Annotated in this window: 11 protein-coding genes; 7 read left to right on the forward strand and 4 right to left on the reverse strand. The window is 64.6% G+C overall.

The genetic code is table 11. The annotated features are described in order from the left end of the window. Position 1 precedes the first annotated feature (1 nt). The 4 genes from QM712_RS26520 to QM712_RS26535 are packed head-to-tail and all read left to right on the forward strand — an operon-like array spanning position 2 to position 5,807. On the forward strand, positions 2–1,876 hold the full coding sequence (locus QM712_RS26520) for an extracellular solute-binding protein (RefSeq protein ID WP_415026108.1): 1,875 nt from the start codon (positions 2–4) through the stop codon (positions 1,874–1,876). Between the two features lie 2 nt (positions 1,877–1,878). Further along, positions 1,879–2,988: a microcin C ABC transporter permease YejB gene (locus QM712_RS26525; protein ID WP_415026109.1), complete on the forward strand. Its 1,110-nt coding sequence runs from the start codon at positions 1,879–1,881 to the stop codon at positions 2,986–2,988. Beyond that, on the forward strand, positions 2,988–4,166 hold the full coding sequence (locus QM712_RS26530) for an ABC transporter permease (protein WP_415026110.1): 1,179 nt from the start codon (positions 2,988–2,990) through the stop codon (positions 4,164–4,166). The genes QM712_RS26525 and QM712_RS26530 overlap by 1 nt, the downstream gene beginning before the upstream one ends. 3 nt (positions 4,167–4,169) lie before the next feature. Continuing rightward, positions 4,170–5,807 (forward strand): ABC transporter ATP-binding protein, encoded by a 1,638-nt coding sequence (locus tag QM712_RS26535; RefSeq protein WP_415026111.1) that lies wholly within the window; start codon positions 4,170–4,172, stop codon positions 5,805–5,807. A gap of 6 nt (positions 5,808–5,813) precedes the next feature. Here the strand turns inward: QM712_RS26535 and QM712_RS26540 are convergent, their stop codons facing one another. Both QM712_RS26540 and QM712_RS26545 read right to left on the reverse strand, forming a co-directional pair. Further along, complete coding sequence (locus tag QM712_RS26540) at positions 5,814–6,668, reverse strand: NlpC/P60 family protein (RefSeq protein WP_415026112.1); 855 nt, start codon at positions 6,666–6,668, stop codon at positions 5,814–5,816. Then, a complete protein-coding gene (locus QM712_RS26545) occupies positions 6,661–8,037 on the reverse strand; it encodes a leucyl aminopeptidase family protein (RefSeq protein ID WP_415026113.1) in 1,377 nt (458 codons plus the stop codon). Before QM712_RS26545 ends, QM712_RS26540 begins: the two co-directional genes overlap by 8 nt. Positions 8,038–8,235: 198 nt before the next feature. Here QM712_RS26545 and QM712_RS26550 point away from each other — a divergent pair, with 198 nt between their 5' ends. The 3 genes from QM712_RS26550 to QM712_RS26560 all read left to right on the forward strand — a co-directional run bounded on the left by QM712_RS26550 (position 8,236) and on the right by QM712_RS26560 (position 11,185). Then, positions 8,236–8,439, forward strand: coding sequence for a hypothetical protein (locus QM712_RS26550; RefSeq protein ID WP_415026114.1), 204 nt, complete (start codon positions 8,236–8,238; stop codon positions 8,437–8,439). A gap of 337 nt (positions 8,440–8,776) precedes the next feature. After that, a complete protein-coding gene (locus QM712_RS26555; RefSeq protein ID WP_415026115.1) occupies positions 8,777–10,276 on the forward strand; it encodes a metallophosphoesterase family protein in 1,500 nt (499 codons plus the stop codon). Between the two features lie 93 nt (positions 10,277–10,369). Further along, positions 10,370–11,185, forward strand: coding sequence for a tetratricopeptide repeat protein (locus QM712_RS26560; protein ID WP_415026116.1), 816 nt, complete (start codon positions 10,370–10,372; stop codon positions 11,183–11,185). Between the two features lie 51 nt (positions 11,186–11,236). Here the strand turns inward: QM712_RS26560 and QM712_RS26565 are convergent, their stop codons facing one another. Together QM712_RS26565 and QM712_RS26570 are read right to left on the reverse strand one after the other, a co-directional pair. After that, positions 11,237–12,211, reverse strand: a complete 975-nt coding sequence (locus QM712_RS26565; protein ID WP_415026117.1) for a type II secretion system F family protein — start codon at positions 12,209–12,211, stop codon at positions 11,237–11,239. 9 nt (positions 12,212–12,220) lie between these two features. Continuing rightward, positions 12,221–13,198 (reverse strand): type II secretion system F family protein, encoded by a 978-nt coding sequence (locus tag QM712_RS26570; protein WP_415026118.1) that lies wholly within the window; start codon positions 13,196–13,198, stop codon positions 12,221–12,223. Between the last annotated feature and the right edge of the window lie 14 nt (positions 13,199–13,212).

Here is a 13,212-nt window from a genome sequence, read left to right on the forward strand (position 1 = left end):
CATGGCGCAACTGTCACGCCGGCATGTGCTGGCCCTGGGTGTCGGCGGCATGCTCGGTACCGCCGCGTTCCGCGGCGCGTCGGCGTCCGAGGGAGCAGCCGAGGCCCACGGCATTTCGGCGTTCGGTGATCTCAAATACCCCGCCGACTTCCACCATTTCGACTATGTGAATCTGGATGCGCCGAAGGGCGGCACGTTTTCGCTGATTCCGTCGGTGCGCGCCTACAACCAGTCCTATCAGACCTTCAACTCGCTCAACGCCTACATCCTGAAGGGCGATGGCGCGCAGGGCATGGACATGACGTTTGCGGCGCTGATGGTGCGCGCCAATGACGAGCCGGATGCGATGTACGGGCTCGCCGCCAAGTCCGTGCAGGTATCGCCCGACAAGCTGGTCTATCGCTTCACGATGCGGTCTGAGGCGAAATTCCATGACGGTACGAAGCTCACCGCGCACGATGCCGTATTTTCGCTGACGGCGCTGAAGACCAAGGGCCATCCGCTGATCATCGTGCAGATGCGCGACATGGTGAGTGCCGAAGCGCTCGACGACACGACGCTGGTCGTCACCTTCGCCAAGGGGCGGGCGCGCGACGTGCCGCTCTATGTGGCGAGCCTGCCGATCTTCTCGAAGGCGTATTATGCGTCCCGTCCGTTCGACGAATCGTCCCTGGAGATTCCGTTGGGCTCGGGCCCCTACAAGGTCGGGAAGTTCGAGGTCAATCGCTACGTCGAATTCGAGCGGGTCAAGGACTGGTGGGCCGCCGATCTGCCGGTCTGCCGCGGCAGCTACAATTTCGACGTCGTGCGCTACGAATTCTACCGCGATCGCGACGTCGCCTTCGAAGGCTTCACCGGGAAGAACTATCTCTACCGCGAGGAGTTCACCGCGCGCATCTGGGCGACGCGTTATGATTTTCCGGCCGTGAAGGACGGCCGCGTCAAGCTCGAGGTCGTCCCCGACGACACGCCGTCCGGTGCGCAGGGATGGTTCATCAACACGCGGCGCGACAAGTTCAGGGATCCGCGCGTGCGCGAGGCGCTGATCGACGCGTTCGACTTCGAGTGGACCAACAAGAGCATCATGTACGGTGCCTATTCCCGTACGGTGTCACCGTTCCAGAACTCGGATCTCATGGCCGGCGAAGGGCCGCCTTCGGCGGAGGAGCTGAAGCTATTGGAGCCGTTCCGCGGCCAGGTCCCCGACGAGGTGTTCGGGGCGCCGTTCACGCCGCCGGTTTCGGACGGATCCGGGCAAGACCGCAGCCTGCTGCGCAAGGCCCAGCAATTGCTGAACGAAGCGGGCGTGCCGATCAAGGACGGCAAGCGGACGCTGCCGAACGGCGAGGTGTTCAGGATCGAGTTCCTGCTGGACGAGGCCTCCTTCCAGCCGCATCACGCGCCCTACGTCAAGAATCTGGCGACGCTCGGCATCGAGGCGAGCGTGCGCCTGGTCGACGCCGTGCAATTCCGGGCGCGCCAGGAGGATTTCGACTTCGACATGACGATCCAGCGCTTCAGCATGTCTGCCACACCGGGCGATGCGATGCGTGCGTTCTTCTCCTCGCAGGTCGCGGCGACCAAGGGCTCCTACAATCTCGCCGGCATCGCCAGCCCGGCGATCGACGCCATGATCGAGAAGATCATCGCGGCCGACAGCCGCGAGGAATTGACCATCGCCTGCCGTGCCTTCGATCGCCTGTTCCGCGTCGGCCGCTACTGGGTGCCGCAGTGGTATAACAAGACCCACCGGCTGGCCTATTGGGACCAGTTCGGTCATCCAGGGAAACTGCCGCGCTTCGCGAACGGCGTCGGAGCACCTGAGATCTGGTGGTCCGATGCCGCGAAAGCGTCCAAGCTCGAGCAGGCGAAATAGTCATGAGCGCCTATATCGCCCGCCGTATCCTCCTGATGATCCCGACGCTGCTCGGAATCCTGTTCGTCTCCTTCGTCGTAGTCCAGTTCGCGCCGGGCGGGCCGGTCGAACGCGTGATCGCGCAGCTCTCCGGCGCCGACACCGGCGGCAGCTCGCGCATTTCGGGCGGCGGCGACTTCGCCCAGCGCGCACCCGGACAACTCGGCGCCGGCGGTGACGCCATCAGCTCGAAATATCGCGGCGCGCAGGGCCTCGACCCCGACTTCATCAAGAAACTGGAAGTGCAGTTCGGCTTCGACAAGCCGGCACCGGAGCGCTTCGCGCTAATGGTGTGGAATTTCGCCCGCTTCGATTTCGGCAAGAGCTATTTTCGCGACGTCAGCGTGGTGCAGCTCATCAAGGAAAAGCTGCCTGTCTCGATCTCGCTCGGAATCTGGCTGACGCTGATCACCTATCTGATCTCGATCCCGCTCGGCATCCGCAAGGCGGTGAAGGACGGCTCGCGTTTCGACACCTGGACCTCGGCGGTGATCATCGTCGGCTTCGCGATCCCCGGCTTCCTGTTCGCGATCCTCCTGATCATCCTGTTCGCCGGCGGCTCCTTCTTCAACTGGTTCCCGTTGCGCGGGCTCACCTCCGACGGCTGGTCGCAATTCCCCTGGTACTGGAAGATCATCGACTATTTCTGGCACCTGGCGCTGCCGCTGATCTCGATGGGGCTGAGCGCGTTCGCGACCATGACGCTGCTGACGAAGAACTCGTTCCTGGACGAGATCCGCAAGCAATACGTCATGACGGCGCGGGCCAAGGGCTGCAGCGAGCGCCAGGTTCTCTACGGGCACATCTTCCGCAACGCGATGCTGATCGTGATCGCGGGCTTCCCCGGCGCCTTCATCCACGCCTTCTTCTCAGGGTCGCTGCTGATCGAGACCATCTTCTCGCTGGACGGGCTCGGCCTGCTCAGCTTCGAGAGCGTGCTCAATCGCGACTATCCCGTCGTCTTCGGCACGCTCTACATCTTTTCGCTCGTGGGCCTCGTGGTCAACCTGATCTCCGATCTGACCTATATGTGGATCGACCCACGGATCGATTTCGAGGCGCGGGAGGTCTGATGACGCTGACCGCTCCCACTCCGATCGAAACCACCGCGAAGACGCCGCTCGGCGAGGCCGTGCCGATCACGCGCAAGCCGTTCGTGCCCTCGCCGCTCAACAGGCGGCGCTGGGAGAATTTCAAGGCGAACCGGCGCGGCTACTGGTCGTTCTGGATCTTCATGGTCCTGTTCGTGGTGTCGCTGTTCGCCGAGCTGATCGCCAACGACCGCCCATTCCTGATCAAGTATGACGGCCATCTCTACTGGCCGGCCTTCGTCACCTATTCGGAGACGACGTTCGGCGGCGATTTCGAAACCGCGGCGGACTATCGCGACCCCTATCTGCAGAAGCTGATCAAGGACAAGGACGGCAGCATCGTCTGGCCGCTGATCCGCTACTCCTACGACACACACAATCTCGACCTGCCGACGCCCGCACCGTCGCCGCCGACCTGGATGCTGACGGAAGCGCAATGCAAGCCCGTGCTCGACAAGAAGGGCCTGAAGAGCTGCCGCGACCTCGAATACAATTGGCTGGGCACCGACGACCAGGGACGCGATGTGGTCGCGCGCCTGATCTACGGATTCCGGATCTCGGTTTTGTTCGGCCTCTGCCTCACCATCGTCTCCTCGATCGTCGGCGTCGCCGCCGGAGGCATTCAGGGATATTTCGGCGGCTGGATCGATCTCACCTTCCAGCGCTTCATCGAGATATGGACTGCGATCCCTTCGCTCTATCTGCTGCTGATCCTGTCGTCGGTGCTGGTGCCCGGCTTCTTCGTGCTGCTCGGCATCCTGCTGCTGTTCTCGTGGGTATCGCTGGTCGGTCTCGTGCGCGCCGAATTCCTGCGCGGCCGCAACTTCGAATACATCCAGGCGGCGCGTGCGCTCGGGGTGTCGAACTCCGTGATCATGTTCCGGCATCTGCTGCCGAACGCGATGGTCGCGACCATGACGTTCCTGCCCTTCATCGTGTCGTCCTCGGTGATGACGCTGACCGCGCTGGACTTCCTCGGTTTCGGCCTGCCGCCCGGCTCGCCCTCGCTCGGTGAGTTGCTGTCGCAAGCCAAGGCCAATGTGCAGGCGCCGTGGCTGGGCTTCACCGGCTTCTTCTCGGTGGCGATCATGCTCTCGCTCCTGATCTTCATCGGCGAAGCCGTGCGCGACGCCTTCGATCCGCGCAAGACGTTCAGGTAGACGATGGACGCGATCAACCAGCCTCTGCTCAGCGTGCGCGACCTTTCGGTGGCCTTCCATCAGGGCGGCGCCACGACGCTCGCGGTCGACAAGGTCTCGTTCCAGATCAAGCGCGGCGAATGCGTGGCGCTGGTCGGCGAATCCGGCTCCGGAAAATCCGTCAGCGCGCTGTCGATCCTCAAGCTGCTGCCCTATCCGAACGCCTCGCATCCCTCGGGAAGCATCCGCTTCAAGGGGCGGGAGTTGATCGACCAGTCCGAGCGGGAGATGCGCGAGATTCGCGGCAGCGATATCTCCATCATCTTCCAGGAGCCGATGACGTCGCTCAATCCGCTGCACACGATCGAGGCGCAGATCGGCGAGATCATCCAGCTCCACAATCCCACCAGCAACGCGCTGGCGCGCGAGCGGACGCTGGAATTGCTGACCCAGGTCGGCATTCCGGAGCCGGAGACGCGGCTGAAGAGCTATCCGCACCAGCTCTCCGGCGGGCAGCGCCAGCGGGTGATGATCGCGATGGCGCTCGCCAACGAGCCGGACCTCCTGATCGCGGACGAGCCGACCACGGCGCTCGACGTCACCGTGCAGGCGCAGATCCTGGCGCTGCTGGCCGAGATCCGTTCGCGGCTCGGGATGAGCCTTCTGTTCATCACCCACGACCTCGGCATCGTGCGGCGCATCGCCGATACCGTCTGCGTGATGAACGGCGGCAAGATCGTCGAACAGGGGCCGGTCGAGCAGGTCTTTCGAACCCCGAAGCACGCTTATACGCGCGACCTGCTCGCGGCCGAGCCGAAGCCGGATCCCGCGCCGCCGCAGCCGCACGCGCCGGTCGTGATATCCGCCGACGAGCTCAAGGTCTGGTTTCCGATCAAGCGCGGGTTGATGCGCAAGACGGTCGGCCACATCAAAGCGGTCGACGGCGTCAGCCTTGCCGTGCGCAAGGGCGAGACGCTCGGCGTCGTCGGCGAATCCGGCTCGGGCAAGACCACGCTGGGGCTGGCGCTGCTGCGGCTGATCTCGTCGAACGGGCGCATCGTGTTCCTGGGCAAGGACATCCAGGGGCTGCGCTTCAAGCAGATGCGTCCCTTCCGGCGCGACATGCAGATCGTGTTCCAGGATCCGTTCGGCTCGCTCAGCCCACGCATGTCGGTCGCCGACATCATCGGCGAAGGTCTCTCCGTACACCAGCCGAAATTGTCGCGCGAGGAGCGCGAGGCCCGCGTCGTCAAGGCGCTCGAGGACGTCGGCCTGAAGCCGGACACCCGCTATCGCTATCCGCACGAATTCTCCGGTGGCCAGCGCCAGCGCATCAGCATCGCGCGCGCGGTGGTGCTGGAGCCGGATTTCGTGGTGCTGGACGAGCCGACCAGCGCGCTGGACATGCTGTTCCAGGCGCAGATGGTCGATCTGCTGCGCGAGCTTCAGCGCAAGCGCGACCTCACCTACATGTTCATCTCGCACGATCTGCGGGTCGTCGCCTCGCTCGCCAGCCACCTCATCGTGATGCGCGGCGGCAAAGTGGTCGAGGAAGGCCAGGCCGCGGAGCTCTTCAAGACCCCGAAGAACGATTACACGCGCGCATTGTTCGCGGCGGCGTTCCGGCTGGAGACGGCAGGGAACGGGTCGGTGGCGACGTAGCCTTCGTCAGAGCCGCTTGATCGCGACGATCTCGCTGCCGGCCTGCTTGATCCGTGCGATCCCCGCTTCGGTCGGCTCGATCACCGTCGCCATGTGATGCGCGTTGGCGTGGACCATGGTGCCGTCGCCACGGGCGATGGCGACGTGGCCCTTCCAGAAGATCAGATCGCCGCGTTGCAGCTTGCTTCTCTCATGCGGTTCCAGCGCGCGGCCGAGACCGTCCCGCTGCATGTCGCTGTCGCGCGGACAGCCGATGCCGGCGGCCGTCAGCGACACCTGGACGAGGCCGGAGCAATCGATGCCGAGGCTGCTCTTGCCGCCCCAGAGATAGGGCGTGCCGACGAAGCGCTCGGCCACCGCGACGAAATCCGGCTCGCGATGATCGAGGGTCGCGAGATGCGCCTTCGGCAGGAGGGCCCCGTCACGCGTCACCGCGAAGCTATCGTCTTCACGCGTCACCGCGATCTTCGACCCCAGCACGAGGGCATCCGTGGGCGGCAGCTTGATCGACGGGCCGGGGAAGACGAAGGTGCGGAGCGCGCTCACCTTGTGCGTCGGGGATGCCGTCGATCTCGTCAGGGTCGCGTCGGGAAGCCAGCCGACATAGCCGTCGTCGGCGAGCTGGCCCCAGGACCAGCCTTCGCCGTTGCGATCGTAGATCGTGACGCGCTCGCCGCGCAGTGCCTGTGTCATCAGCATCGCGTTGGACGACGGCTGCTCGCGCAGCGGCGCGATCGCCTCCGTCACCTCGAATTCCTCGCCGGTGACGAAGCGGTCGGCCTGCACCTTGCCTTCGAGATATTTCGCGGCGAGGTCGCCTCGCGCCGGTGTCAGCCTTGGATCGTTTGTTGGATCATGCATAGCGCTCGCTCAGCAATGTGTAGAGGGCGCGCGCGGCCTGGCATTCGCCGCCTTCGGGGCGCGCCGGCTTGGCCGACGGTGTCCAGCCGTAGATGTCGACATGCAGCCAGCTCTTCGCCTGCTCAACGAAGCGTTGCAGGAACAGCGCGCAGGTGATCGAGCCGGCAAAGCCGCCGGAAGGCGCGTTGGTGATGGTGGCGGTCTTGGAATCCAGCCACGCGTCGTAGGCCGGCCATAGCGGCAGGCGCCACAACGGGTCGTTCTCCCTCGCCGCGCAACGTGCGACGTCGGCGGCCAGCGCTTCGTCATTGGTGTAGAACGGCGGAAGATCCGGCCCCAGCGCGACACGCGCGGCTCCGGTCAGCGTGCCCAGGTCGATCAACAGATCGGGCTTTTCCTCGTCGGCCAGCGCCAGCGCGTCGGCGAGCACGAGGCGGCCTTCCGCATCGGTGTTGCCGATCTCGACCGTGAGGCCCTTGCGCGAGGTGAAGATGTCCAGCGGCCGAAAGGCATTGCCGGCGACCGCATTCTCCACCGCCGGAATCAGAACGCGCAGCCGGATCTTCAGCTTCGCGTCCATCACCATCCGCGCGAGAGCCAGCACGTTGGCCGCGCCGCCCATGTCCTTCTTCATGATCAGCATGCCGCTCGACGGCTTCAGGTCGAGCCCGCCGGTGTCGAAGCAGACGCCCTTGCCGACCAGCGTCACCTTGGGATGGGCGGGATCGCCCCAGTTGATGTCGATCAGCCGCGGTGCGCGGTTGGAGGCCATGCCGACCGCGTGGACCAGCGGGAAATTCTTCGCCTTCAGGTCGTCCCCGACGATGCAGGAGAAGCTCGCATCGAATTCGGCGGCGAGCGCCTGTGCCGCCGCAGCCAGTTCCTCCGGGCCCATGTCGTTCGCCGGCGTGTTGATGAGATCGCGCGCGAACATGGCCGCATCCGCCACACGGTCGATCTCGATCGCGTCCACGCCATCCGGCGGAACCAACCGGACGTCGGGGCGGTCAGCCTTGCGGTAACGGACGAAGCGGTAGCTGCCGAGGGCGAAGGCGAGGGCGCCCAGCCGCGCATCGTGCGGAGCATTGGCAAAGCGATAGGTGCCCGGCGGCAATAAGCCGGGCAGCGCACCCGGCCGGAACGGATCACGTGATTTCGCGCCGTCATCCTCGAGGCCGAACAGGACCTTCGCGATCGTGCCGTCGGGCGCGGGCAGGGCGAGATAGCCGCCCGGCTTGCCTGCAAAGGCATTGGCGGTCGCGAATTGTCGCTGCGCGGGCGGCAATGCCTCGCGAACGGCTTCCCAGCTCGATCTGGTGACGAAGGTAATCGGAATGGCGGTGGAGGACGTCTCGAAGACGGAGGGCATTGGCGGGTCCGGTTCGTCAGATCAAACAGGTTGGCGCGGTGGCAAGCAGACTTCGCAGAGTTTTGCCGCGCCTGCAACGGCTTCGCGCTCACCGTTCGGCGAGCCGCTACTCGCGGCCGAGGCGCCATGCTAGGTTCCGGCAATGGTCGCCAACGACCTGGAAGGTGCCGACGATCAAGCGCACCGGGAGGAAATGCAATGGACGTTGTGTGGAGCGTGATCACATTCCTGGGCTACGCGATCGAGACGGTCTTCGCTTATGTCGAACATCACCACTGGGTCTTCGCGTTCCTCGCCGGCGGCTACGTCTTTTACCTCCACGACCGTTCCGTCCACGCGCGGTTCGACACGCTCGACAAGCGCTTGGACGAAATCCGCAAGCGCCTGGCCATGGAATATTGACCGGACCGGCGTGATCACGTTTGCGGCTGGTTTCGCATCGCGGTTGAGAACGGCCGTTCACGGACGCAAGGGACGGAGGGCTTTACTAACGCTGCGGTTGTGGCAATATTGCCAAACATTTTAGATTGTTCCGTGTGGTTCTGTACGATCGAACTCACGAAGGCGGCCGCGCGCAGTCGATTTATTGCTGTGTTGATTGCGGCTCGAATCTGTCCGTCGCTCGAACCTGCCCGTTGAATCCGTTCTTTACTGAACTTGTTCGTCACCTGAACCCGTTCGCCAAAGGCATTTTTCCTTATCGCTTGAGCAGCTCGGCATTCGCAATGAGCAGCGCAAAATGGATAGATCGTTCGTCATTGCGCAGATTTCCGACCTGCATCTGGACGGGTCAGGTCGGCTGCTTGGAACGATTGGAACCCTGAGCAGCGCGATCCGCGAAAAGATGGCGGATTTCGCGGACGTTCCCGATCGCATCCTGCTGATCACCGGCGATCTCGTGAACGATCCGACGCCGCGCGCCCTCGAGGAAGCGCTCGCGGTCGTCGCGTCCTTCCGACAGACAGGAGCGTTCACCGATATTCAGGCGATTGCCGGCAATCACGACGTCAAAAAGCCGAGCGACCGCTTCAGTCGCCACGATGCCTACGACTATCTGCATCTGCCGCGGACATCGAAGAGCGTCTATTACCGCCAGTCCGGCCTCGATCTGGTGCTGCTGGATTCCAACAGCGCCAGTCTCACGACGCTCGCCAACAGCACGATCGACGAAGCCGCCTACAACGCGATGGTCGCGGCTTCCGCCCGGCTGGGCGTCGAGCTCGCGGGCAGCTTCGGGTCTGTCGGACGCGCCGATCATGCCGAACCGGCGGAAGATCTGGTGCGCGTGCTGGCGCTGCATCATAACCCGCTGCCGCTGGCGACCGGCGAAGGAAAGCGGTTTCTCGGTATCCCTGACGAGCCGCTGATGTATCTGGCCGCGCCGGCGACTTTTCTCGAGGCGGCCACCTCGCTCAATGTGGATCTGGTCCTGCACGGTCACAGGCATGTCGAGGGGCTCGCGCGCTACTCGATCCCCGATCCGCGCGCGACCCGGAGCGAGGGTGGAGAGGCCTTTTGGCGCACGATCTACGTCCTCTCTTGTCCGTCCTCGACCGGTCAGGCCGGCGACGACGCCGGCTTCAACATCATCCATTTCGGCCCGTCGTCCCTTGCCGGCGGCGAGTACTGCTTCGCGGTCACCCGGTATTCGCGGACACGCAACGACGGGGACTTCAGTCCGCTCGACTCGAACCTGCCCGGCGGCATCATCAGGCTCCCGGCGGAACGGGATTTTTCCCGCGATCCCGCCTTCCAGTCGGTGATCGAGATCGCCTCGTGCACCACGTTGAAGCGGGATGAGGTGGCGATGCTGGCCCGCCGGCTGCTGAAGCGCCGCGCCTTCTATGCCGATGACGGGCAGAGCCTGGCGAATGCGCTGTACACTTACCTAGTCACCGCCCACGCCTGGGCCGATATCGATGCCAGGTTCGCAAAGTCGGAGCGCAAGCAGGATATCGAGGCGCTGGCCGCGGTTGGATCGCTGCTGAACCGATTGATCGACCAATCCGCCGCCGCGCTCGGAATAGATGGCGCCGCGCTGGGTGAGTTGCGCGCCAAACGTCTGGTCGATCGCCACCATCTGCTGCGCGAATTGCCGGAGGCGCCGGGCGCGGGCGTCGATGTTCAGGACCAGATCCGGCAACGGCTGCAATTGTTGAGGGATCTGAACGACCAACTGAAGGAGCTGGGCCCCGACCTGGGTCTTGGCGGGGAACTGCCGCCGGAAGTTCCGGCCTGAAGTGCACGGCGGCGTGCGTTAACCGGCCGTTAGGGTTAACAGTCTATTGCTGACGCGTTCGGCTCGATCAAGCGGCTCGAGAGTCAAAGCGTCATGCGTCAACGGTTCAATCTTGCCCGGCTTCTTGCATCCGCCTCGCTGGTCGCCGTGGTGGCCGCGGGCCTTGGCGGTTGCACGGCGATGTCCAAGCTCTCGGATGTGACCAGTTCGGTCGGGCCGCGTGCCGAAGCAGCCGCTCCGGCAGACCCTGCGCGCGCCGTCGAGGTCTATGGCGAACGCTATCGTGCCAATCCCAAGGATGCCGATGCCGCGTTGGGCTACGGTCAGGCGCTGCGCGCCAACGGTCAGCGTGCCCAGGCCGCGGCGGTGCTCGAGCAGGCGACCATCGCCCATCCCGGCAACAAGGCGCTGCTGGCCCAATACGGCCGCGCGCTCGCCGACAACGGTAATTTCCAGCAGGCCTTCGATGTGCTCTCGAAAGCGCATTCGCCGGACAATCCGGACTGGCGCCTGCTCTCGGTGCAGGGCACCGCGCTCGATCAGATGGGCCGTCACGATGAGGCCCGCGCGTACTACGCGAGCGCGCTGAAGATCGCACCGGGCGATCCCGGCGTGCTCTCCAATCTCGGCCTGTCCTACATGCTGTCGAGGGACCTGCCCAAGGCCGAGGAGGCGCTGCGGCAGGCCTATGCCTCGCCGCGTGCGAGCGCGCGGGTGCGTCAGAATCTCGGTCTGGTGGTCGGCCTCCAGGGGCGCTTTGCCGAGGCCGAGACCATCGTGAAGGCGGACCTGCCGCCGGACCAGGCCGCGGCCAACGTCGCCTATCTCAAGGAGATGTTGAACCGCAACGACGGCGGACGCAGCGCGTCGAAGCGGACGCCGGTCGCCGCTCTCAGTCAGCCTGAATAGATCAAGTCTCGACCTATGGACCGGCGCACACCGCGCGCGGTCCGCTCCGCGTCAGTGCAACTCTGCGACCTTGATGCCGGTCGGTCCGAGAATGACGACGAACAGCACCGGCAGGAAGAACAGGATCATCGGCACCGTCAGCTTCGGTGGCAGTGCCGCGGCCTTCTTCTCGGCTTCGTTCATGCGCATGTCCCGGTTTTCCTGCGCCATGACGCGCAAGGACTGGCCGAGCGGCGTGCCGTAGCGTTCGGCCTGCTGAAGCGCGAGACAGACGGATTTGACGCCCTCGAGACCGGTGCGGCGAGCCAGGTTCTCATAGGCCACCTTGCGATCCTGCAGATAGGACAGTTCGGCGGTCGTCAGCGTGAACTCCTCCGACAGCGCGATCGACTGGCCAACGATCTCGGTGGCGACCTTGCGGAACGCCATTTCGACTGACATGCCGGATTCGATACAGATCAGGAGAAGGTCGAGCGCATCCGGAAAGGCGCGCTTGATCGAGAGCTGGCGCTTGGAGATCGCATTCTTGAGGAACAGCATCGGCGCCTGGAGGCCGAGATAGGCGGCGCCGACGCAGATGCCGATCTTGATCGGCATCGACTGCTGCATATGGGCGATCAGGAACACGTACACGACCGAGCCGACGAACAGCACGAGCGGGGCGACCATGCGGGCAAACAGGAATGTGATGTAAGGCGCCTGCCCGCGGTAGCCCGCCATGATGAGCTTGTCGCGCGCGGCTTCCTGCGCCAGCCATTTGGTGAGGTTGAAGTCCTCGACGACCCTGGAGACGAGTTGCTTGGGGGTCTGGCGCAGCGAGACCTTCTCGCTCTTGTTGAGGCGGTCGCGCTCCCGTTGCCGGATGCGTTCGCGCTCGCTCGCCACCGCCTTCATGCGCTTGGCAAGACCCTCGCCGGCGAACAGGGGCATGACCAGCGTGTAGACCGTGGCGCTGGCAGCGATCGCCGCCAGCAGCATGGTCATGAAGCGCGGGTCATGCAGTTTCGAGACGAGGAATTCGATCATGAGGCACCGTCAGAAATCGAAGTTGATCATCTTCTTCATCACCATGATGCCGATCGACATCCAGACGACGCAGCCGACCAGCATCAGCTGGCCGGTGGGGTGAGTCCATAGAAGCGAGATGTATTGCGGGGTCGTGAGATAGACCAGGAACATGACGATCGGCGGCAGTGAGCCGATGATGCCGGCCGAAGCCTTGGCTTCCATCGACATCGCCTGGATCTTCTCCTTCATCTTCTTGCGGTCGCGCAGCACCTTCGAGAGGTTGCCGAGCGCTTCGGAGAGATTGCCGCCCGACTTCTGCTGGATCGACACCACGATGCCGAAGAAGTTGGCTTCCGGCAGGGGCATGCGCTCGTAGAGCCGCGTGCAGGCTTCGCCGAGCGGCATGCCGATCGCCTGCGTCTCGATGATCGACAGGAATTCGCTGCGCAGCGGTTCCGGCGCATCGGCCGCGACGACCCTGATCGATTCGAACAGCGGCAGGCCCGCCTTGATGCCGCGGACGATGACGTCGACCGCATCGGGCAGCGCGGCGAGGAACTTGGTTTCGCGACGCTTCTTCAGGAAGTTGAGCGCCCAGCGCGGCAGGCCGAAACCGCCGGCAAAGGCGAGACCCGCAGCTCCGAGCAGGCCGCCACCGACGAACAGGGCGACCACGAACAACACGCCGGCCACGACTGCGGATACGATCCAGAATTTCTGCGGCGTCCAGTCGAGCCCCGCCTGCGACAGGCGGACGTTGAGCGGAACGCTCTTCTCCTGCAGACGGCGGGCCTCGAGATCCTTGAGCGTGGTCTCGACCTGCTCGCGGCGCGAACGCTGGCTCTTCTCCGCCTGCCGGGCGGCGGGTGCCTCGGCACGGGCGATCGAGGCGCGGCGGCTCTCGGCCTGCCGTTCCCCGGAGAGAAGCGGATAGAGGAAGACCCAGGCGAGGCCGCCCGCGGCGGCGGTGGCGAGAAAGGCGAGGGCGATGGTCTGCATGTTCATGAGGGGCCTGGCCT

Source organism: Bradyrhizobium sp. (assembly GCF_047605465.1).
Taxonomy (GTDB): Bacteria; Pseudomonadota; Alphaproteobacteria; order Rhizobiales; family Xanthobacteraceae; genus Bradyrhizobium.